This window comes from Umbribacter vaginalis (genome assembly GCA_001552935.1).
Classification (GTDB): domain Bacteria; phylum Actinomycetota; class Coriobacteriia; order Coriobacteriales; family Eggerthellaceae; genus Berryella; species Berryella vaginalis.
In genome coordinates this window covers 116,153-139,318 of record KQ959705.1, presented here as the reverse complement: position 1 = coordinate 139,318, position 23,166 = coordinate 116,153, and the positions used below count along the sequence as shown (strand labels likewise).

Here is a 23,166-nt window from a genome sequence, read left to right as displayed (position 1 = left end):
ATTCTACGCGCACAAGGCGGCACATAAGGCGTCGAGCAGGGAAATTGCGTAATGCTGGGCGGTACGTTGCTCGCCAGCTTGCATCCAACATGTTCCGGGAAGAACCAAAGCGACGCGCTTGTGTTGCTTTTGAGCGGCAGCTCGCAGGGCAACTTCCACGTGCGAGGCAAAGCGCTCAGGCGCGAGCGTTTCATCGTAGCTAACCTGGGGAATGTCGGACGGTTGCGGCTCGTCGCACAACACAATGTGCACCAAAATCATGTCGCTTGGCGGCGCAACAGAAAGCTCATCAGCGCAAACGGCATGCGCTTGCGGATTGGTAGCGGTTGCTAAGTTCGCCATGCGTCGCGCAACATCGCGCGTAAATTCGCAGGTGCCAAAAAAGCAAAAAGAAGAACGCTCCAGCGCTTCCGATGCACGCGCAAAGCCCATCGTAACAGGCATTTTAAGCGGATGTTTGCCTTCCCACGAAAAATGCAAATTGTGCAGGGCGCGATACGTATACGCACCTGCGATGCCATCGGACGGAAGCCCCAAATTCAACTGGAATTTGCGCAGCGCATCTTCTGTGTGAGGCCCGAACATACCATCTTCTTTACCAGGCGTAAAACCAAGCGCGCCTAAGGCTTTTTGCAGTTCAACAACATCGTTGCCGTGAAAATATGGCAAGCGCAAAAAAAGCGTTCGATCGCCCAGACGATACGATGCATCTACCAGAGCATTCCACACTTTTTCGTCAACGGTTGTGCCTTGCGGCAAGTGCATAGAGCTGCGAAACGCTGCTATCGCGCGGGCAGTTGTTTCGTCGAACGTGCCCGTAACGTTGTCATCGGTAAGCAAGCCAAGCGACACGAGGCGCATTTGCACATCTTCAACAGCATCGCCGCTGCTCTGTGGTTCAATAATATTCACAAGGCGCTCCCCTCGTATTGCTTATTGTTGCGTATAACTACTTATCATTACACATCTGCAGTGCCCGCGCATTGGCGTAGGCGGGTTCAGCAGCGTAAATCTGTAGCATCGCGCTGCCTGCACGCCTACGTGTGCGAGCACGTCGATGCACAACTCATAAACTGCTTATAGCGTAACATTAAGCAAGACGATTGACAAAGAAATCTGCCATCGACACCAACAAATCGCGATGTATTGACGGCTCAAGAATGTCGGCAATTTCTTCTTTCGCTTTGCTGGTAAGCTGTTCGGCATAGCGCCGTGCGAAATTGATACTGTCAGCCTCTTGCATCAGCGAAACGGCGGCATCAAGCTGCGATTGATCGGTAGTGTGCGACGATAAAATATCGATGAGCTGCTGCTTTTTAGACGGCGGCAACTCAGAGAGCGCGTGCACTACCATAAGCGTGCGTTTTCCTTCGGTAATATCATCGCGAAAGCCCTTTTTCGTGCTTTCAGCTTTCCCAATAAGGTTCAACAAATCGTCTTGAATTTGAAACGCTAAACCGGTGTTCAGACCAAAATTGCGCAGGCCCTGAATTTCCTTTTCGGTGCCCTTACCAACGATAGCGCCAATGGCAAGCGGAACACCACCTGAATAATGTGCAGTTTTGTGCGTTGCCATTACCAGATAGTCATCGATGGTAAGATCGTAGCGGTTGTCGCGTGCCCAGCCTATGTCAAGCGCCTGGCCTTCAATGGTAAGACGCGTCATGGTAATAAGCTCAGAAAGAACACGCACTTTGGTGTGGTCGTCAAGCGATGCATCATCGATAACGGTGCCGTTTACCAGCATAAGCCCTAAATCACCCATGTTGATAGCCAAACCCAAGCCCTCTGAAATGTGCAAACAGGGCAAACCACGGCGCAGGTGCGCATCGTCGGCAATATCGTCATGAATAAGGGCAGCTGTGTGGAAATGCTCAATGGCAGCGGCGGCACTCAGCGCGCAATGAGCTGTTCCACCTACCGCCCGCGCAGCAATAAAGCAAATAAGCGGTCGATGACGCTTGCCACCGTTTGCACTGTACGTGCGCAGTGGCTGGTAAAGATAGGTATCCATGTCGGGATGCGTAGCATGCGGAATAAACGAATTGATAGCTTCGCCAATTTCAGGCGCATAGTGTGTTAAGTATTCTTCAAATGTATGAGGAATGCCTTTATGAGCAATTAAATCATCGATATTAAGCATTTGAGCTCCACGGCTTCACTTTCTTATGAGGCAATTCTACGAGCAGATGTCCGAAAACGGCTTAGCATCGATGGATGATGATGAAAAGGTGGTAGGAGCGGTGGGACTCGAACCCACATGTCCGAAGACGACGGATTTTAAGTCCGTTGCGTCTGCCAATTCCGCCACGCTCCCATAAACAACGGTCAACCTGCATTGCTTACTGTACCAAACAATTACGGTTATAGCGACAACTATTTGACGCCAATGTAAAAATTACACCTTGCAACACATCAGATTCACATGCATAGTAACACGTGTGGTGCGTATGATACATGATACGCTGCATAATTGCTAGTCCTGCAACAATAACACTGGCACGCTTAGGTTCAAGACCGACACGCTGTTTGCGCTGTTCAAGAGTCATATTAGCAAGTTCATATATCAGGGCAGCCACATTTGCTTCAGAAACGGGGAACCCGTGCACGCGCGCTGCGTCGTAGTGGTGCATGGAGCACAGCATGCTCACGGCGCTGGTGGCGGCGCCCGCTACGCCAAGAAGCGGGAAGCACGGAACTGGGTGCTGGGCGGGTGCGACAGATACTGAAACAGGCGCAGGAGCTGGTGCGTTAACGTGCGCCGAGCGTTCCTGTTCGCACGCGTCGGGGTAAAAACGCTCATCGCGATACAGCTGTTCAAAATAGGGGCTCATAAGCTCGTCAATCCATGCGTTAAGACGCTCGAGAGATGCAAGCGAAATTCGCTCTGAACCAAGCACTTTTTCGGTAGCGCGGCGGCATCCAATGTCAAACGAGTGCACGTAACAAGGCGCGCTACCGGGCATTCCTGCAATAAGCTCGGTTGAGCCGCCGCCGATGTCCACCACAAGAAGTGCTTGCTGAGCCACAGCAGCATCGCGCGATGCGGGCAAAGCTTGCCATCCTGCACACGCGCCCGCAAACGATAAGCGCGCTTCTTCATCACCACTAATAATATCAAGCTCGAAGCCAGCTTCGCGAAACACACGACACAGATCGTCTTTATTGCTTGCATCGCGCGCTGCCGACGTTGCGCACGCGCGCACGCGCGCACGTTCGTGTTCCTGCTGTTCATAAGCCGAAAGTTGAGTGCGAAAATCGTGCAGCGTTGCCGAAAGTCGTTGCAGTGCAGCGTTGGATATGCACCGTGTTGCGTCAACGTGCTCGCCCACATTCACGATGGCGTACGCACGATGAAGAACACGCAGGTACTGCGACGTTTCGATGCGCGCTACCAACATGCGCACCGTTACCGTGCCACAATCGATTGCGGCATACAAGCCCGGCTCTGTGGTGGGGTTAGCGCAGACAGTGGCGAACGTGGAAGTGTCACTTGCGGCAGCGTTGTCACAAGTCGTGCTGGTGGCGACTATGTTGCAGCTGGCGCTGCTGACTGCCTTCGCGCTTGCTGCAGCGTTGACGCTTGATGCGGCGTTCGCGCTGGTAGCGTGGTTGGCGCTCCCCTTCTTCATCACGACTGCTCGCTTCCACGACTGGTACTCTTCATACTGCTATTTTGTGCTCCGTTCCCGTTCGTACTCGCAGCGTTCCCGTTTTGCTCGCTATCCTCAAGTGCGCTGTTCCCCTGAGCTGTATCACTTGATCTGCTATCAGGTGTTTTCTTCACGCCAAACAACACATCGAGCACAGGCGAATACCACGTGTCAGGTGGTGCATATCCGCGCGCCACATTGCGATGTAAAGCACGCAACTTATTTGCTTCCTGATCGGAATAATCGTCAGACAAGCCATCTACTTGGCCTAATGTTTCGTTATTTGCAGCATAGCCGCGTTTTCGCGCAAGCATACGCGCGCCCTCATCACCGCGAATTTCATTAGTGTTTGCCTCCAAATGCTGCACACTATCCTGCAGCGCTGCCAACTCAATCTGTTTCGCTTGATTCATGCGTAAGCCTTGGTAATAATTACGCGTTGGCTCGTATAAAAAGATGATAATGGCGAACACGCACACCACAACACCAATTACAACAGCCTTTTTACCTGATAAATGCAAGCGCTCTAACACGCGATCGAGCAGCGTTGCTTGGCTATAGCGCGATGGCGCGGGGCGCTTACGAGCATCTTCAAACGAAGCGGTATTTTTATGAGCGCGGCGAGATGACCCCTCGTAAATGGCTGCTTTAGGAGCGCGGCTGTGCGCGCTGGCAGCATTTGAATGCAAAACCCCAGTTTGCGCTGTGCCGGCAGACGGTGCGGAAGTGGCGGATGTACATGCGGAACGTGACGCAGCACCTGATAAAGAACCTGATGCGGCGCCTACTGATACATTTTCTTCACCATAACGCTTATTAAATAACGCACGTGCTTTTTGTTTGCGGCGACGCGAGAGCATGTTCTGAAAACGCTCCATAAATCCTTGCGGGGCGCAATCAGATGCAACCGAATCGGATGATTCATCATCACGAGCAACAACATCATACACGAAGGTATTATCGTGCGCATCTCTGCTTGAATAGCCATGCGAAAGCGACACTGAATACTCAGATGAATGCTTACGTGAAGTCGCACATGTCTGCACAGATGATTGTGAACATGTTCTGGACGATGACTGATTGTATGACTGATTAAGAGAGCGTGCAAATGTTCTAGAAGACGAACGCTCAGGCGCGCTGTCTTGAGGCACGTTGTACTGAGATGTGCTGCGTTGAAAATGTTCGCGCTGAACAGGGCGCACTATATGAGCATCGTTGTCGTGATGCTTGAAAGAGTGCGTCATGCGATGTAACTCCATTCATGTCTTAAAATGACCATAGAAATAGTGTACCCAAACAGCATATGCAGCACACACGCTGCGCACGCACGTGTGCGCGCAAAAACAGCGCTGCCTTGTGCACATAGGCACGTATCGTCAAACAATGATTGCTATCGACTCGGGCGCGTGCGCCATAGCTACACGGGCAGGTAACATGGCACAGCACGCGCACACAGGCGCGCAGTAGACCATATACGTACGACAACGCGGCTAGTGACTATATGGAAGCGTAATGCCGCGTTTTTTGATGTATTCAATCCATTTGACGAACGAAGAATCGCTGATGGCGTGTTCCATCAAACATGCTTCCTCGTTGGCTACTTCCTCGCTAATACCCAGTTCCTGTGTCAAAAACGCAAACAGCAAATGATGACGTTCAAGAACCGCTTTGCCGTACTCGTAGCCTTCTTCTGTAAGCGTAATATCGCCATAATATGGCTGGTCAGCTAAGCCCTTTTCCTTCAACATAGAAATGGCTTTGTTCACGGAAGCTTTTGATACTTCAAGCTTGTTTGCTATATCAACTGAACGAACAGAAACCGTACTTGTTCCCCCCAGCATTACAATAGCTTCAAGATAATCTTCGTGCGATTTTGAAATTTTATCCATCGTTCTATCCCTCAGTTAGTAACCTGCAAAAGAGCAATTTTATTGTAGCACGGCGCGCCTGAATTGGGTATACCATGCCAGCGAGATGTTAAAAATATCGCGCAAGTGGACGATGGCGTAGGTAGAGAAAGGCGTGCTGTAGCAAAAAGGCTAATAGAAAAAATGATGCAAGTAGATGACGCAGCTAACGGTGTAAAGAATTGACAACGTTGACAGGGTAAAAAAATAATGAAGTGGACGTTGAAAGACGATGCAACAAAAACTGTCGCAAAAGACGAAGCAAAAAAATGCGTCACAAAATCGAAGTACCAAAATAAATAAGGTGAAAAGGTAAGAGTGAAATAAAAAACTAACGGGGGAAGAGAGAGGGGGGGTGGGTCCCCCGTTAGTTTATCTGATGTGACGGATAATCAGACGAGAAAAATATCCATCACCGGGTCAGCAAATTAAGTCAGAAAATCTCGCGACACAGCGAGCTATTGTAACAAGCTTTGCATCAAAGCGCCTCGAGATGGTGCCTTAGTGCTTAATAAATTCTGACAATGGTTAGTTTAGGTTTACTTATGCGGTTCGTCAAGAGTAAAATTAGGTAAACTTTCAAATCACGATTTCTACATAATTAAAAACGCTTTTTAGTGAATTACCTGCGTTATATGTCATACATACGCATGACACGCGAAGCGTCGTGTAAAACGCGGTACAGAACACGTGGAACAAAGAAAGCCTGAAACACGCTGCGTAAAACGGAGTGCAAAAGGCGCTAAGCGAGCAACGACCGTTACCCAACAATGTGGCACGGAACACGCGATGTTAAAGGCGCGAAGAGCACAATAACCGTGGTGTAGCAACTGTGGTGCAACTACGTGACACAGAACCGTTCCCCACGAATAAAAACACGCCAAATATAAATACACACATATAAATGCACACACGTGCTTGTGGGTGTTAAGGAAGACGTGAATATGAGCGGAGACATGATGCGCGCGGGTGCTCGCAGGGATTTAAAAATATGCGCCAAGGTGTAATGCGCGCAAAAACCTGCGGGTGCAAACGGATGCTAGTTTTTTTCTCCTACTGCCGCATCTTTTTCTACTACAGCATCTATATGCTCAACCATGTCGTTTACTTTGCTGCATGAGCACGCACACGCGCCGCCTTTTTTTGACGATCCAGACGGACATGAGGAGCATGAGCCTCTGCGCGCAACAAAACGAATAGCTAAGAATAAACCAACAGCTAGAACAATAAGAACCACCAAAGTGCCTGGTGTTAGATGTAACGCTTGCATACGTTCCCCACATTCTCTTAGTTGTTTTCTCGAGCATTCACTCGAACACTCTCATGAACTCAAACACGAACTCTTTCACGAACACTCGCACGAACTCAAACACGTTCGCTGTAACACTACCCTCGCACCGTGCACGATGAGCGAGTGAAGTGCCCACATGACGTGGGCACTTCGTGCAAGTTATCCACAAGCGCCTATTCAGACGCCAGAGGAACCGAAGTTGCTGCTGAACGTTCGTCAGCAGATGCACCTGAGCGTTGAGGCATTGGTCGAACTACCTGGAACACAATCAGTGCAAGGAAAATAAACGCAATAGCAAGTCCGATAGGTTGGATAGAACCCGTTACTGCAGAGAAAATTTGATAAATGATGAAGCCTACAACCCACGCAAAGCCGCACATAAATCCAATGGCTGCCCAGAACCACTTCGCAGAAGCCATCTGGTTGCGGATAGCGCCCATCGCAGCAAAGCAAGGTGCGCACAGCAGGTTAAACGCGCAGAACGAAATCATTGCGCCAACGTTGCCGTTGAACAGGCCAGCAAATGACGTCCACAAATCGGGGTCAGATTCAGAAGCTTCGCTACCAACAGAGGTGATAATGCCAACCGTTGAAACAACGTTCTCTTTTGCAACTAAACCAGTGATGGTAGTAACAACGGTTTGCCAGTCGCTAAATCCAAGCGGCGTGAAAATCCACGCGAACGCATTACCAATCACAGCCATAATCGAGTACTGCATGTAGTCGTCCATCTTCGAATCAAGCAGGCCAAATGAGCCGTCATACATGCCGAAGTTCAGCAGGAACCACACCACAATAGCCGAGATGAAAATAACGGTACCAGCTTTAATAACGAACGCTTTGCAGCGGTCAAGCACCGACATGCCAACGTTGCGGGCTGATGGCACGTGGTACGGAGGCAGCTCCATAACGAACGGTGTTGCTTCGCCAGCAAAGAAACGCGTTTTGCGCAGCATGATAGCTGAAATAACGATGGCAAAAATGCCCAAGAAGTAGAACAGCGGTGCAACCCATGCCGTTGTAGCAGCGTCGCCGCCCGCAATCGAGCCGAAAATCAGCGCGATGATAGGCGTTTTTGCAGAACACGGAATCATGGTTGTCGTCATAATCGTAAGACGGCGGTCACGTTCATCTTCAATAGTTTTTGTTGACATAACACCAGGTACGCCACAACCAGTCGCGATAAGTATTGGAATAAACGACTTACCCGACAAGCCAAAACGGCGGAAAAGACGGTCCATCAAGAACGCGATACGCGCCATGTAGCCGCAGCCTTCCAGCAAAGCAAGCTCCAAGAACAGCACTGCCATCTGCGGCAAGAAGCCAAGCACGGCACCAACACCGGCGATAACGCCGTCAAGAACCAAGCCTTTTACCCACTCAGCTGCGTCAATGTCGTCAAGCCAATCGCCTACCACCGATGGAACTGAAGGCATGAACAAGCCGTACTCAGCCGGATCGGGCTCTTCAACGTCAAGCGCCTCGCGGAATGCATCGTAATCAACGCTTACTTGCGACACTTCTTTAGTGTCATCGTCTTTCTTATCGTAGGTAATAGCGATGTTTTTGTCCTTTAAGCTGTCGGCAAATTCTTCAATTGTTGCCTTGTCTTCATCGCTTTTATCTTCTTCTTCAAGCGCTTCTTTTACGTCGTCGGTTTCAACGCCCGCTTCTTCAGCAGCTTCAATATAGTGCTTGATCTGGTCTTGAGCGTCTTCGTAGTCGCCCTTGTCCTCTTCGTACTGCTCGGTGTTCGTGATAAGCCAGCCTTCATCGAACAGCTTGTCGTTCACCCAGTCGGTTGCGCCAGTTCCTATGGTTGAAATGGCAATATAGTACACCAGGAACATAACAGCCACGAAAATTGGCAAACCAAAGATGCGGCTGGTAACCACACGGTCAACTTTTTCGGTAAGCGTTGTGCCCTTGAACGAACGCTTGTGACATTCGTCAACAACATCGCTGATCATGTCGTAGCGCTCGCAGGTGATAGCCGACTCGGCGTCGTCATCAACGTTTTGCTCGTACGACTGACGAATGCTGTCAATACGCGCACGGTCTTCTTTTGAAATAGAGAACTTCTCGAACGTGCGATCTTCGCCTTCAAGGCACTTAATTGCGTAAAAACGCAGTGATTCAGCAGGTACTTTATCGGCAATGATGCTGCTGATTGCCTCGATAGGCTGCTGTGCATCGTTGGTAAAATGAAGGGTGCTTTCAGGCTTTTTGCCATTTTTAGCAACTTCAACAGCAGTTTTGATGAGCTCGCTTATGCCTTCTTGCTTCAATGCCGAAACGGCAATACAAGGACAGCCCAAGCGGCGTGAAAGCTTCTCGAGGTTGATGTCGTCGCCCTTTTTGCGCATGAGGTCGATCATGTTCACGGCAACTACCACAGGCACACCAAGTTCGATAATCTGAGTTGTAAGGTACAGGTTACGCTCAAGATTCGTGGAGTCTACCAGGTTAATTACCACTTGTGGATTGTCGTCACACAAATACGTGCGTGTTACAATTTCCTCTGGAGAAAACGGTGAAAGCGAGTACACGCCCGGCAGGTCGGTAATAATGACGCTTTTATCGCCCTTATACGTACCTTCCTTTTTCTCAACAGTTACGCCAGGCCAGTTCCCCACTCGCTGGCGTGCGCCGGTAAGTGCATTGAACAGCGTTGTTTTACCGCAGTTCGGATTACCGGCAAGTGCAATTCGAATGTCCATTTCGTTCCTTTCATGGGATGTGTGTCATCTGTTTAAGCTGCACAATGTTCACCATGTGATGTGTAGCAACGCTTTGTAACGCGCCGTGCAACAAGGTTTGACTGGTAAAGCACCGTGCCTATAACAGATGTTTTCGGGGAGTGCATGCATATAAACCTCTGGTAACTATGGGAATGAGGCTTATGTTTATTGTGGTAAACGGTTGAAGAGAACTTCTACAAGCGCAAAACGCATAGCTTATTGCATACATGCAAAACACAAACTACGGCTCGAATGTTGAGCATACACACGTGCTTGGTTCATGCTTGCTACATCCTTGGTACGTGCTTGTGCCGCAGTTCAAGTACGCATATCTCGTGCCACATGCACGGTGCGTGTTTGCGCACATGATGCGCTATTCAACAATAATGCAGGCAGCTTCACTTTTTCTGAGTGACAATTCATACCCACGAACGGTAATCTCTAAAGGATCGCCTAAAGGTGCTACTTTGCGCACCTGCAGTGAGGTACCTTTTGTGATACCCATATCCATAATGTGGCGCTTAATTGCGCCCGAGCCAGTAAGACGCTTCACCACTGCGCTGCCACCAATAGGCACATCACGCAAGGTTTTGCTTTGTTCACTATCGTGTTTTTCCATACCTGAATTCCTTCCTCATTAGGTATTATCATAATTATGAAAGCGATAGAAACTGCCTTTTCCCAAACCCACAGCAGTTTTGCACTCCACATTGCTCGCAGGCATTGCACGAGGGTTGTCAATTGAGTTATGAGTATGCGCCAATAAACTGTGCGCACCATAATCCAATAAAAGCCCACGCGAAACGAACACACGAACCTATATCGCTTGCTCATAATCATGGGTGCGAGGTCGAAATATTGATGAATGGAATGAAGTCGTAAAATCGAAGTGCCAAAATGTGCTGATGGCATCCATACTGCATGTTCTCTGTGTACGTTGTGCGCTCATGTGCGTTTGCGCTTTGTGGCGTATTCGCTTTAAGCAACGTTCACACAGTCGCGATGTGCAGCTTGCTTTGTGCAGATTGCTTTGTGCAGATTGCACACCATACACCTTGTGCAGTTTGTGCAGTAGTGGCAGTACGTGCTACATGTGTTATACCTGTTCAATCTATGCTACGTGTTGCATGTACTGGAGCTGCTCCATGTGCTGTACGTGGTGTATATGCATGGTACGCTGTCTGTGGTGCTTACCACACGTATGACATATACATGTTCTGAAACACAGATACCAATCGCCGCCAGCTGAAAACATGCACACGCGTATGCAAAACATTCCTAACGCATTAAGCGCTTTAATGGTTGCTTCACGAGATGCAATACATTACTTGGTTACACTAACAACAGAAATACGCGCTGCAACAGATTTATCAAGTGCAACACGTGAACCTTTAATCTCGACGATAAGATTTCCCTGGTTGTCAGCTGCTACTCGAACATGAGACCCTTCCACAAATCCCAAATTCTCAAGAAAATGTAACAACTCTGGCTTTGTCGATTTAATTGAACGCACCTCAACACACTCACCGAGTGAAGCAAATGTTAATGGCTTTACGTATGCGGTTTCGGTGCTCAAGATTCCCAAACCCCTTCTACTCAACTCTCGCCTTATGACGCCCAAACGTCAATATACATAGTAAACACTTATTGCAAAAAAATGAATTAATTTCAGGTAACAATTAGAAGTTTGTTGATTATTGCTAATAAAAAGCCTGTTAAAAATACAAAATAAAGTTATGAATTATTTGTAGATAACGTTACTTTATTTTCTTTGTGTTGGCGCACAATCAAAAAATTTATAAATGCTTCAACAGAATGTATAAATACGCGGTATTATGTCAGTAAATAAGTTAGTACTGGCTAACAGAACGACCTTAAGAGAGGATTGATCTTCTATGGGTAACCCATCAACAGCTAAGCTCAACGGAAGAGATCTTATCAATATCGGCATCTATACGGCAATTTATTTCGTTATTGTTATCGTACTGGCGATGACTGGACTTATCCCCGTACTCCTTGTTCTGCTGTCATGTATGGTTGGCGTGATCGGCGGGATTCCGTTTATGTTGTTCCTTACGAAAGTACACAAACCTGGCATGATTTTCATCATGAGTGTAATTTTGGGTATTTTGATGTTTTTAACAGGCATGACGTGGATGCCAATTCCCTTTGCGGTTGTTACGGGCATTATTGCAGAACTGGTGTATCGCAGCGGCACGTATAAAAGCATGCGCGCAGCTATCGTAACGACAGGGGTATTTTCGCTGTGGGCATGCGGCAATTACCTACCGTTATTTTTCCAAAGGGCGCAGTATTTTGCAACGCGAACAAGCTTCGGACAAGACTACATCGATGCAGTGACAAGCCTTACGCCAAACTGGTTGTTCTTTGTGTTGCTCATTGCTACATTCATCTGCGGAATTATTGGAGGTTTCATCGGCAAAGCTCTGTTAAAGAAGCATTTTGAACGCGCGGGCATTGCATAAGCAAAGCCGTATCAGCATGACAGAGTAAAAACGTATCGCATGCGCAAAGGCGTATTACCATGACTAAATGGAACATGCTGAGCAGTAAAATGTGGAATATGAACAGACTGAATGTGTTACATGCGCACAAGCACGGTAACGTGAATAGGTTACATGTGTTGCATTTAAAAAGATACACGAGCCTCAAGATAGAGTATGAGTGACGCACCATGAACGAAACTCCATGGATACCACACCCTACAAAAAGCCTACTTGACCCCAGAACAAAACTGCTCCTTGTGTTCGTGGAAGCAGTTCTTGTGTTGTCAGACGCAGGAGGAAGCAAGCTATTTTGGTTTCGTGCTGTGTTTGCACTCCTGCCATTTTTGCTGTTATTAAGTGCAAAACGATACACACCTTGCGTAATTGGTGCGCTCCTTGTAGGTATCATGTACGCATGTGAACGCTTCCTATTCCCTGTTGCACACGGCGTGTTAACAAATGTACTCCTTTTCATAATTGTAGTTATAAATCGATTTCTACCTGCTTATATGATGGGCTCATATGTTATCGACACCACCACGGTAAGCCAATTTAAAGCAACAATGGATAAGCTACATATGCCCGATGCGCTTACCATTCCGATGTGCGTTATGTTTCGCCTCTTCCCAACTATTCGTGAAGAAAATGCGTCAATCCGTGCAGCTATGAAAATGCGGGGCATCGGGCTTAGGAATGGCAAGCTTACGAAGATGGTGGAATATCGCATTGTGCCTCTCATTACCTGCGTTGCAAAAATCGGTGAGGAACTATCGGCCGCAGCGCTTACGCGTGGGCTTGGAAGATACAAAAAGAGAACGAACATCTGCAAAGTTGGGTTTAACTGGGCAGATTATGCTGTATTTGTGCTGGTACTTGTGGCAATATTATATTGGTTGTGGTGTTATGTGCTGTGCTGCTATTGGTTGTAATGCCGGGGGTTGTGATGCTATGTGTTGTGACGCTCTATGTGTCGTGATGTGCTATGGGTGATGGTGCTTTGGGTGATGATGCTATGTGCTTGATTGAATTTCATAAGGTAAGCTTCTCGTATGAAGCAACACCAGATACACAAAGTCTCAGCAACGTTTCTTTTCGTATAAATACTGGTGAATGCGTGCTTTTAACAGGGGCTTCAGGAAGCGGAAAATCAACTATCCTACGGCTATTGAATGGCTTGATACCCGAGTTTTATCGCGGACACGTGACGGGCCGTGTATGGGTACACGGCAAAAACGCGCAAAACAGCAACATTGAAGATAAAGCTGGTGTGATAGGAAGCGTGTTTCAAAATCATCGTACACAGTTTTTTACGGTTGACACTACCAGTGAACTGGCATTTGGTTTGGAAAATCTTGCTGTTCAAGAGCGTGAAATTATAGATCGTATACGTGCAACCGTGCAAAATTTTCATATTGAAGCATTGATGGATCGCAATATTTTTGAGCTTTCAGGCGGAGAAAAACAACAAATTGCCTGTGCATCGATTGATGTGCTTGCACCAGAAATAATACTGCTTGACGAGCCATCGGCAAATTTGGATTATGAAGCAGCGGAGCATCTTCGAGAGCTTATTGCTTATTGGAAACAAACAGGCAAAACAATTTTAATTGCGGAGCATCGCATTAATTATGTGTGGGATTTAGCAGATAGAACTTTTATTTTGGAACAAGGAACGCTTGCTAGAGAACTTACGAAGCGCGAAATGCTACATTTTACAGACGATGATGCAAAGCACTGCGGCTTACGATCGTTGAAGCGCGTATCTCCTCTGTGTTTAGATACGTTGCATGCTGGCGGTGGTGACAACAGTGGCATTGCTCGTGAGAACTGCGGCGCTGGTAGCAGCGGTGACACGGGTATTGGAGTTGACGCGGGTGGTGGGACTAATCACGATCAAGCACTGCAACACAACAACTTCATCTTCCTCAAAAACTTTTGCTACTCATACCGCAAAAACCAAACACTATTCTCTATCAAGGATATGAAATTTAAAAAAGGCCATGTAACTGCCATTGTTGGCGGTAACGGCGCTGGTAAAACTACCTTTTTGGAAACTATCTGCGGTATTCGAAAAAACCAGGGGATTATGCTTGTCGACGGTACGCCGTATACATGCAAACAACGTGCTGGTACGATATTTATGGTTATGCAAGATGTGAATCATCAACTTTTTACCGAATCGGTGCTCGATGAAGTGTTAATCAGCCAATCGCACGCCAATGAACATGCAGCGAAGCAAGCGCTTCTTGACGTTGAATTAGACTCCTTATATAACAGACATCCCATGTCGCTTTCTGGTGGACAAAAACAGCGCTTGGCGCTTGCATGCGCAATTGCGTCACAAGCGCCAATCCTGCTGCTCGATGAGCCCACAAGTGGATTGGATAGACGGCATATGCAAATAGTAGCGCGCATTTTGAACCACTTAAAACACCGTGGACGAACTATTATTACGGTTACGCATGACAGCGAATTTATTGAATGCTGCTGCGATGATATTCTCCACATGAAAACGCTGTAGTTTACCAGCATCAATGGCTATGAACCAAAGGTGCAGCTGAAAAATATTAACGAGCGCATGGGCAGATAAGCCAAAACAGTGTATTATTGCACCACGTGCGTGAACATGCTATTGACGCTTGCATAATACTTATCGGTTCCCAATGTGCTTACACGTATGCACGCGAGCCAACGAATGCGATTGAGGTGCTTCATGATACAGTACACTGATACACGCGGATTATCTTCGCGCTCCTACTCATTTACCGAAGCCGTATTAACAGGACTTGCGCCTGATGGAGGCCTATTTGTTCCTAAGCACCTTCCTCATTTTTCGCTTGAAGAGTTGCAAGCAATGCAATCACTTCCCTATCATGCTGTTGCAGCGCGCATTTTTAAGGCATTTCAGCCCAATATTGCTGATGAGGCGATTGATGCATTATGTGCACAAGCGTACGGTCAACAATTTGATGATGAACGCATCGTGCCTGTTCATTCACTTAACAACCACACACACGTTCTTGAACTATGGCATGGACCTACCAGCGCATTTAAAGATATTGCTCTGCAAGCGCTGCCGCTTTTCTTTGAAGAAGGCATCAAGGCCAACGGTGCTGGTGGCACGGGTGCAGGGTGCGCGGATGGCGCAGGAGGCGGCGTCAGTGCTGGTGGTGCTTGGATTTCAGCTTGCGGCACCAGTGGCAGTATAGACACGTCAACAAGCGCGCAAACACGCTCCCAAGCGGCCTCGCTCCATTCTCAAGCGGCCTCGCAACGTTCCCAATCAAGCGCGCAAGCAGGATCAAAACGCCTTATTCTGGTTGCAACATCAGGCGATACAGGAAGTGCTGCGCTGTGCGGATTTTCACACGCACACAATATATCGATGGCAGTTTTATATCCTCACCAGCATGTAAGCGAAATGCAACGCACGCAAATGCAGGCACATGCCAGCAATCAGGCGCGCATTTTTGCCGTTAGAGGTAATTTTGACGATTGCCAGCGTGCCGTTAAAGAGCTGTTCGGTAATCCGGAATGGAATCATACACTTCAAAGCCACTATAATACATATCTTTCAAGTGCAAATTCCATTAACTGGGGACGCTTATTGCCACAAATTGTATATTACGTTTCAGCCTATCATCAGCTGCGTGAACAGGGTGTACTGCAAGAGTGCGGTTGTTTTGATGTGTGTGTTCCTACGGGAAATTTTGGGAACATTCTTGCAGGTTATTACGCTAAACAGATAGGCGTTCCCATTCGTTTGCTGATATGTGCCAGCAATGAAAATAATGTCCTTGCACAGTTTATGGCAACGGGCTCATATTCTCTTGAAAAGCGCCCGTTAGTGAGCACGCCATCGCCGTCAATGGATATTTTAGTTTCATCGAACCTAGAACGCGCACTGTTTGAGTTAACACAGCGCAATGCACGTTTAGTACGTGCATGGATGGCAGCACTTAAAACGAAACAGGCATTTAAAATTGATCGTACAACCTTTGATGCTTTACGCGACACGTTTGCAGGCGACTGGGTAAGCAACGACGACTGTTTGCGCACTATGAAGCACATTTTTGAAACATATCGTTACGCGATGGATCCGCATAGTGCTGTTGCATTTGAAGTTGCACAGCGTCTTGGCGACAGCAGCACGCCAATGCTTATTGTATCAACAGCATCGTGGGCAAAATTTTCTGCAAGCATGTATAGAGCTTTACACAACATAGCCAACGACCAGCCACTTCCCAGTGCCATTGCGCAATGTAGCAGTTTTCAACTGAATGCGCTTCTTGCCGAGAAGTTTGGGTTATCTATTCCACCTGCGCTTACGCAAGAACGTCTAGCAACGACGCATGCAGCTGTACAGCTTGATAGAAATACCGCCGACATACAAGCTGCACTTGAACAGTTCCAGCGAGAATTAGCATGTGGTAAATAGCTACGCGAACTGGAATTTATAGAGCTTCCGTGCGAGCTCGATTTAAATGCTACACGAGAAAGCTTATATACTGCCTCTTGGTGTATGTTCTTTGCACAGGTACACCAACTGGGTGAATAATACTAAATGCAAAAATCTTCACAATTTTACACGCCTAGCGCTGCTGTAACTCCTGTTTATAAGGCTATTAAGTACCATTTATCACGAAACGTGATAGATTGGTAGATACAATAATGAATAATTCCACATCTCTTTACTCACTATAATTTTTGAGAAAGAATAATTCCGATAGATAGTTTACCTTTACATGTGAGGGGGTAAGGTAAACGAAGCTAAGCACAGGTACTCAATACAAAGTGTATAAGCACACGCTGCGCCATACACTATAGCGCATGCACGGTGCATGCACCTATAATGTTACAACTATCTGGGTTTTTACTGTTCCCCCTTACAAGAAACGAGTATGATATGAGCGAACAACACCTTAAGCCTGTAGTACGTATTGCAATTTCTCTTGAAGGAGAAAACCACGGATCAATGTATGGTCGAGGGGTAGCTGAATTGTGTCAGGGCGTTCTTACCTATGGTTCACTTAATGCTGCAGCTAAAAATATGCATATGGCATATAGCAAAGCATGGCGCATCATGAAAAATACCGAACAGCGCCTTAATGTAGTGCTTATTGATCGTGATGGTGCACATGGCTCAACCCTTACTGAAGAGGGTCAGCAACTTCTCAAAACATGGAACGATATAAATCGCAAAGTAAGCGCTTATGCCAATAAAACGTTCGAGAAAATGTATTACGGCTCCCATTAGAAAGTTCTCGTTACGGAAACGCATGCATCGCTAAAAGCACGCACGGAAGCCATACGCTAATACACGGCGCAAAAGGAAACACGTTGCGCATATCCTGCTTTTTGATATGCGCTTTTACGATACAAGCACACGCAAACAGCACCCCTATACAACACATAGCGCATAAGCCTACGAACACAAACATTCCACTTGACGCACTCAGCGCGAAAATGAGTCGTATATCTCCTGTTCCAAAGGGAATATACGACTGTTGTACGACACGTAACGAGCTGTTATGTCGAACAGCGTAAAGCAGCTGCAACGCAAAGCGCGTCACAAGTAACACGCACACACAAGCTGCACCATACACAATGCCATACCAGTACGTGTCAAACGAATATAGCAGCACATACGCAATCGAGCCGCACACGGCGATGCTATAACATGCCCATATAGGGATACACAAGCACTTCACATCAACCATGCAACACACAACAAGCAAGAAACAACAAACCCCATATAATAGATACCCACATGCAAGCATAGCGTCTCCATCAATATGTCTTATAACTTGAAAAATAGTTGCGCGGTTCACACGGTAAGCGTTGCACATACGCATCCGTAGATGTAGTTGCAGGTACACACGTATACACAGACGTGTCCATCGCAACAGGTGATGAGGAAAGTGCACTCGTTGCTGTAGGTAGCGAGGCAGCTACATGCGAAAAAGCACATGCGCTTATTTCCTCAGATGGTGAAGCAAAAGCACCCGTTCCCGCAGCTGATGAGGAACGTGCGCACGTTTCCGCTGGTGATGAAGTAGATACACACGAAGAATCAAATGCACCCATTACAGCAGGTGATGAAGCAGGTGCTGACTCAGATATGCATTCAAGCGATGATGTGCCCGTAGCCGAAAGAGAATACACATGTACGCTTGCATCATCATTAAACCTATGCATGCAGCCATAGCACAAACGAGCGCTCTCAAAGGTAAATGCTCCACAAACAGGACACTGTTTCTTGTAATCATCACAATAGAGTGTGTTAGTCATATATCTTCCTTTCTTTCATCGAAGCGCAGGCAAACTGTGCGCTTACTCTTTCTGCATGAAAAGTGCGCACTATTACATAATCGTCTTCGTTAAACCACCACGATGTGGGATCGAAAAACTGTTCTAGTACATACGCACTGTGTCTCGCTGAAAGTGATGGTTTTCCTGGTAATACTCCTCTCCTGCTTTTTATTACTTTGCCTGTGTCAGACACAAAAGCAATGTCGATTGCATGTTTCATACCAAGCGTATGTACCGATTTACACGGACAAAGCATTAAGATGCTGCCATGCGGCTGAGTAGCTAACAAACCTCGCAAACGACTTCTAAATGACGATGCAATAATGAGCGGTTTCGTTTCGTGAACAGTACCGTACCGTAATAACATACTTCGTTGCTGAGCTTGCAATTCACAAACACGCTTATATGTTTTCCCAAACGATCCTGTAAGTAACGACCAACTTGAATGCGTATCTAACCATGCTGTGTTAGCCATAGTTTCCTCCTGACGTACGAATTTGCATTACTACAACCGAGTGATCACCGCATGGTGTAAATGACACTATAAGAATGAGATGCATACCAGTGCATCTATCTGCATGAATGCCGCTTGTATCGCACGTACTATGTGCGTATAAGCCACTTGAATGATGCATTCCTTTTGAGGATGATGGATATGAACAACCATATTGTGACAAGCCCAATTGTTCCTGTGATTTGCCTGGGTACTCATCGTGCAACAATGTATGCAATTGGTGCTGCGGATTGCTTAATGACTGTGCTTTTTCCTGCGGAAAAGGAACACGTACAAGCAACACATTCGGCGAAGCGCTGTCAAGTGCAAACTCGCTTATTTCTCCATGTGCATCCGCAACACAAGCACGCACCTGTTGCATTGCGTGTGTAATAGAGCAGGGCATACAGAAAGAAACAACCTGATTGTGATATAAATATCCATAAGCACTAGGCGGCAGTGTAATCGCATTATAAACAGCCTGTTCACACGCATCTTTACTAGAAACATACGCTTGATATGCCTGCATTGTTGCTTGTGCACTACCAGAAATAAACGCAAGCGCATTCGATGAATGTGTTTCTAACTTTTGCTTATTACTCTGGAACAATCCATTTCCGTACGCATAAACTATAAGCAAAGTCACTGCGAACGCGCACACAGCTATCCACACTATATTGCACGTATGACGAGAACGATCAGTCAGCGTGCATGAAGTGACATGCGAATAGGAAGTCATCTGCTCTGGTTCAATATGACGCGCCGTAAGCTCGTGACGAGCACGTAAAGCGTAACGCAAGCACAAAGCATTCAATTTTTGTGAAGCACGCAACACCTTAAGCGCACGTTTCACCCGTAGCATTACATATTTATATGGTTTCACCATCACTTCTGCCACCTTATACCTAAGCTACCATGCGTCAAGATGCATACACGAACACGCCAATGAAGTTTTGTGGCGCAACGATGTAAGTTTCGTTAAGCCCATACCTTGCAACACGCGATTACCGAAAAGCGTTGGCTCGAAAATCATCTCCCCGGTAAACCGTACTATGCCAAGCCCCTGTTCACGTGCTGTTATAATACGGTTTTCAGGCAGCACGTAATGCGTGTTCATAGCTTCGTTAATGTCATCGCACACGCTTGTAACAGTGCTGTACGCGTCAAGCGAGGTTGCGTGAATGCGCACTTCTTCACAAAATTGCCGATCAAATTCGCTACACGCACATATGAAACTCATTGCGTTATAGCTCACCAGTGCAAGCGCAAGAAGAACTGGAAAACAAACAGCGCACTCGATAGTCATTTGTCCGCATGCGCGTCTTTGTGTGCAGGCGACGTACCCACAGGCGTACCTTGATGTGTGCATGATGTATTCACATGTGTGCCTTCGCGGTCGGGAATGCCCACATTCGCTCGTGCTTGAACGTCCACGTCCACGCTTGTTTTCCCACCACTCCGCCGCCACGCGCACCGTTGCCGCAAGCGCTGTTTCCAGCCCACCCGCCACCAACAAGCACGAGAAAAATGCTCTGTGCAAACGTTGTTCTACCATCGCACATCACCCTTTTAAGCCTTCCGACAACAACGCTATAAGTATGTCGCTATCAGGGATAACGTCTTTTAGATGTTCGCGCACCGCATCGAAAGATCCGCCGTCAGGCGAAGGAGCGATGCGTCCGCTATCATGCGTATCATCTGGCGTATGACCAGCATATGAACCAGAACTCGATTCAAACATATCGCGCAAAATGCGTATTTTGTCATGTTCATTAATAAACATTGCTTCTTTTATGCGACGCAACACCAGCGGTACTCCATTAGTGGCACTTTGCAGCACCATGCGCGAATTCACACTCACGGCTCGTAAGGGGGCCATATCTATTTTGTCAAAACCTAAATCACAGATAAGGCTCTTAAAATGCTGCGATGCCCAGCGCCCAATCCCTGACGTATTCAGCAATGGAACACCATCAAACATGTGCTCAACTCCTGAAATAAGCATATCTTGTCCAGTTCCATATAAATTCACCAGGCTTAACCAGCAATTCAACACCAATGGAACGCCTGCAAATAAACTTGATGCTCTGTTTGAAAAACTTTGCACAGCTGATGAAAACGACGGAGTTGCATCTTCATCACGTACTAACGTAGCGGCTGAAAGCGCAAAGCGTTGCCTAATAACGGTGTCTTTTTTGATAAAAGGACTAGCAAAGAGCGTATGCAACGACACACGTGACGTGTTGATGAGCGCACAACACACTCCATCACGCCCTGGTGGATAGGGGAAAATTCTTCGGCCTTTTATGCTTTTAATAAGCTTTACTACTTCACTCAATGCACCATCTAGCTTGTGTTTTGTTTTTCGCTCCAGAGGTTTAAGATCGTGCGCATGCTTTTCATAATCACGCGTTGCATTGATAAATTGCGTAAAATAGAATTCAAAGCCATTATTGATCGCACTTGATGCAGCTGCTACTTTTCCCATGTCAGATACACGTAACACCCCTGCAGGTGAACTTGAAGCATGCATCCGCTGAAATTCTTCAAGCGATCCATAACGATACGCCTCATGTGATCCAGGCGCCCCGGGATAGGCACAAAATACATCATGGCCATCTTCATCTTTAAACACAGGAAACAACGCATCAGTATAGAGCGATGTTGAACGCATTTGATGTGTATTACGAGGTATAAAAGGAAGGGATGCACTAAAACTATCATCTGTTTCATTGATATATGACTGTTGAAGCTGGTTAACCATGTAGCGATAAAAGCACAGACGAGCATAAGATTGAGCTTGCACATCTGGATTACTTGAATGTGAGTATTCCGTGCGCTCGCGTGTTTCGTAATATGCCTGTGCACGCTGCAATGCACACGCGAAATTCCAAGCATCAACGCTATGATAGTGCGGATTTCTATACGCAGGAACATCTCCTAATGCTTGTGCACGTTCGTACATGCTTGATGCCTGCTCACTGCTCCCACAATCAGCCTGAAATGCGCGTAATTTTGCCTCTTTACAGGCGCGCTGCTTCTTAACCATCGCTTCGCCCATTTCCTTAAGCGGCTTTTTATACTCCTCGAGCTTGTCTACATGTGCAATGCCTGATGAGGACGCTTCATGAGAAAGTGTTTTTCCATCGGATGGCAGTAAAAACGCAATGCCAGCATACGCATTGTGGTATACGCCACCCTTATTCGCATATGACGTTTGTAACACCTTAAGCGTACACAAAAAAGGCAGTGCATCTTGATACGAATCGAGCGCCTTACATGCTTTTTTAGAAAACGAATCGCTTATACTAATACATTTATGAGCTGCGTTAAGCAAGGTGGTACCCACAGCGCAAACGGGCGGAATACACAAACAAATAAGCCCCACAGCAGCACACGTCGCACCACATACCGAAAGTGTTAAGACAACCGAATCGCATAAGCGAGCCACTTTTACAAAGCGTGCAACTTCATGAGCTGCGCCTAAGGCAGCAATATCAGCAACTTCTTGCGTAGCTGCACATGCTGTATTTACGTGATAAATTTCAAGCTGAGAAAAAATAAGTGTCACACTTATAAGGATAGCAAGTGCACAACCAAAGGTCGTAAAACCGCCATCGCGCTTGTGAAGATGCCGTATATAAGAGATCTGTCGACGCTGATGCTGCTGGCGTGATGCAAAACGACGCTTCCATACCATGTTCATAACGCCCATCAGTACCACGCTCCCACACTATTCGAGGCATCAATGCCTTGTTTTGTTTCCCAGTACGCATGCGCAACCAGCGTACGCGAAATTTTAATGGGAATGCTGCTTGCGCCAAACCTACCACCAAACAAACCGCCGACTAAGGGAAGCGCACGCACGTATCCCTCAATCGTTACGCCCACTTCACGCGATGCAGCATTGCCTTGCGTAGTAACGCTCCAATCAGGCTGCGCATCAGCATCGTCGCTGGAAGCAAAACACGCCGGGAGCGCTTGAAGTCGATGAGTGATGAAACCGTCAAGCGCTCGCATATCTTGATCATTTGAACACGTTGCTAGCACACGACACGCTTCTTGACATGTATTTTCCAAAATAAGCGCATGGTACAACATAAGCGCAGGTTGCAATAACAATAAAAGAAAAACTAACAGCACTGGAAGAAGAAAAGCAGCTTCAACGCAGCTTTGACCACAAACGCGTAAACAGCGGTGATCGCAGATTGATAAAGAAGCACATTGTACCCGTGCATACTGCATTGAACTGTTCCTTTCCT

At 47.0% G+C, this 23,166-nt stretch carries 20 protein-coding genes and 1 tRNA gene; 5 read left to right on the top strand and 16 right to left on the bottom strand.

Annotation, left to right across the window (positions count from 1 at the left end; translation table 11 throughout):
- Positions 1–3 precede the first annotated feature (3 nt).
- The 10 genes from HMPREF3190_RS05290 to HMPREF3190_RS05240 all read right to left on the bottom strand — a co-directional run bounded on the left by HMPREF3190_RS05290 (position 4) and on the right by HMPREF3190_RS05240 (position 11,168).
- The gene (locus HMPREF3190_RS05290; protein ID WP_449676284.1) at positions 4–912 is read right to left on the bottom strand and encodes a peptidoglycan-binding domain-containing protein; all 909 of its coding nucleotides are present in this window, start codon (positions 910–912) and stop codon (positions 4–6) included.
- 178 nt (positions 913–1,090) lie between these two features.
- Positions 1,091–2,143 carry a polyprenyl synthetase family protein gene (locus tag HMPREF3190_RS05285; RefSeq protein WP_066781073.1) on the bottom strand — a complete coding sequence of 351 codons (1,053 nt, stop codon included), beginning with the start codon at positions 2,141–2,143 and terminating at the stop codon, positions 1,091–1,093.
- An 89-nt stretch (positions 2,144–2,232) separates the two neighbouring features.
- Positions 2,233–2,317: transfer RNA gene (locus HMPREF3190_RS05280), tRNA-Leu, on the bottom strand.
- Positions 2,318–2,342: 25 nt separating this feature from the next.
- Positions 2,343–3,632, bottom strand: coding sequence for a Ppx/GppA phosphatase family protein (locus HMPREF3190_RS05275; RefSeq protein WP_066781071.1), 1,290 nt, complete (start codon positions 3,630–3,632; stop codon positions 2,343–2,345).
- Positions 3,632–4,897 carry a hypothetical protein gene (locus tag HMPREF3190_RS05270; protein ID WP_066781069.1) on the bottom strand — a complete coding sequence of 422 codons (1,266 nt, stop codon included), beginning with the start codon at positions 4,895–4,897 and terminating at the stop codon, positions 3,632–3,634. The genes HMPREF3190_RS05275 and HMPREF3190_RS05270 overlap by 1 nt, the downstream gene beginning before the upstream one ends.
- A gap of 246 nt (positions 4,898–5,143) precedes the next feature.
- On the bottom strand, positions 5,144–5,542 hold the full coding sequence (locus HMPREF3190_RS05265) for a metal-dependent transcriptional regulator (RefSeq protein ID WP_066781065.1): 399 nt from the start codon (positions 5,540–5,542) through the stop codon (positions 5,144–5,146).
- A gap of 1,057 nt (positions 5,543–6,599) precedes the next feature.
- The gene (locus HMPREF3190_RS05260) at positions 6,600–6,830 is read right to left on the bottom strand and encodes a hypothetical protein (RefSeq protein ID WP_066781063.1); all 231 of its coding nucleotides are present in this window, start codon (positions 6,828–6,830) and stop codon (positions 6,600–6,602) included.
- A 194-nt stretch (positions 6,831–7,024) separates the two neighbouring features.
- Positions 7,025–9,571, bottom strand: coding sequence for a ferrous iron transporter B (feoB, locus tag HMPREF3190_RS05255; protein ID WP_066781056.1), 2,547 nt, complete (start codon positions 9,569–9,571; stop codon positions 7,025–7,027).
- Between the two features lie 394 nt (positions 9,572–9,965).
- Positions 9,966–10,211, bottom strand: coding sequence for a FeoA family protein (locus HMPREF3190_RS05250; RefSeq protein ID WP_066781054.1), 246 nt, complete (start codon positions 10,209–10,211; stop codon positions 9,966–9,968).
- Positions 10,212–10,916: 705 nt separating this feature from the next.
- Complete coding sequence (locus HMPREF3190_RS05240) at positions 10,917–11,168, bottom strand: FeoA family protein (RefSeq protein ID WP_066781049.1); 252 nt, start codon at positions 11,166–11,168, stop codon at positions 10,917–10,919.
- A 319-nt stretch (positions 11,169–11,487) separates the two neighbouring features.
- On the opposite strand from HMPREF3190_RS05240, the gene HMPREF3190_RS05235 reads away from it, so the two are divergent.
- The 5 genes from HMPREF3190_RS05235 (at position 11,488) to HMPREF3190_RS05215 (ending at position 17,356) form a co-directional block, all read left to right on the top strand.
- On the top strand, positions 11,488–12,078 hold the full coding sequence (locus HMPREF3190_RS05235) for an MptD family putative ECF transporter S component (protein ID WP_066781047.1): 591 nt from the start codon (positions 11,488–11,490) through the stop codon (positions 12,076–12,078).
- Between the two features lie 209 nt (positions 12,079–12,287).
- Positions 12,288–13,028 carry an energy-coupling factor transporter transmembrane component T gene (locus HMPREF3190_RS05230; RefSeq protein WP_066781045.1) on the top strand — a complete coding sequence of 247 codons (741 nt, stop codon included), beginning with the start codon at positions 12,288–12,290 and terminating at the stop codon, positions 13,026–13,028.
- A gap of 53 nt (positions 13,029–13,081) precedes the next feature.
- The gene (locus tag HMPREF3190_RS07670) at positions 13,082–14,620 is read left to right on the top strand and encodes an ABC transporter ATP-binding protein (protein ID WP_449676280.1); all 1,539 of its coding nucleotides are present in this window, start codon (positions 13,082–13,084) and stop codon (positions 14,618–14,620) included.
- 192 nt (positions 14,621–14,812) lie between these two features.
- Positions 14,813–16,537, top strand: a complete 1,725-nt coding sequence (thrC, locus tag HMPREF3190_RS05220; protein ID WP_066781043.1) for a threonine synthase — start codon at positions 14,813–14,815, stop codon at positions 16,535–16,537.
- A gap of 468 nt (positions 16,538–17,005) precedes the next feature.
- Positions 17,006–17,356 (top strand): winged helix-turn-helix domain-containing protein, encoded by a 351-nt coding sequence (locus tag HMPREF3190_RS05215; RefSeq protein ID WP_066781041.1) that lies wholly within the window; start codon positions 17,006–17,008, stop codon positions 17,354–17,356.
- 533 nt (positions 17,357–17,889) lie between these two features.
- Here the strand turns inward: HMPREF3190_RS05215 and HMPREF3190_RS07465 are convergent.
- The 6 genes from HMPREF3190_RS07465 to HMPREF3190_RS05175 all read right to left on the bottom strand — a co-directional run bounded on the left by HMPREF3190_RS07465 (position 17,890) and on the right by HMPREF3190_RS05175 (position 23,149).
- Positions 17,890–18,390, bottom strand: a complete 501-nt coding sequence (locus HMPREF3190_RS07465) for a hypothetical protein (protein WP_156425731.1) — start codon at positions 18,388–18,390, stop codon at positions 17,890–17,892.
- Positions 18,383–18,886 (bottom strand): DUF192 domain-containing protein, encoded by a 504-nt coding sequence (locus HMPREF3190_RS05200; protein WP_066781036.1) that lies wholly within the window; start codon positions 18,884–18,886, stop codon positions 18,383–18,385. The genes HMPREF3190_RS07465 and HMPREF3190_RS05200 overlap by 8 nt, the downstream gene beginning before the upstream one ends.
- A complete protein-coding gene (locus HMPREF3190_RS05195) occupies positions 18,879–19,550 on the bottom strand; it encodes a hypothetical protein (protein WP_449676277.1) in 672 nt (223 codons plus the stop codon). The genes HMPREF3190_RS05200 and HMPREF3190_RS05195 overlap by 8 nt, the downstream gene beginning before the upstream one ends.
- Positions 19,551–19,814: 264 nt before the next feature.
- The gene (locus HMPREF3190_RS05190; protein WP_066781032.1) at positions 19,815–20,210 is read right to left on the bottom strand and encodes a hypothetical protein; all 396 of its coding nucleotides are present in this window, start codon (positions 20,208–20,210) and stop codon (positions 19,815–19,817) included.
- Positions 20,211–20,465: 255 nt separating this feature from the next.
- Positions 20,466–22,610 carry a hypothetical protein gene (locus tag HMPREF3190_RS05180; protein ID WP_156425729.1) on the bottom strand — a complete coding sequence of 715 codons (2,145 nt, stop codon included), beginning with the start codon at positions 22,608–22,610 and terminating at the stop codon, positions 20,466–20,468.
- Positions 22,611–22,618: 8 nt separating this feature from the next.
- Positions 22,619–23,149 (bottom strand): TadE/TadG family type IV pilus assembly protein, encoded by a 531-nt coding sequence (locus HMPREF3190_RS05175; protein ID WP_066781028.1) that lies wholly within the window; start codon positions 23,147–23,149, stop codon positions 22,619–22,621.
- Positions 23,150–23,166 lie beyond the last annotated feature (17 nt).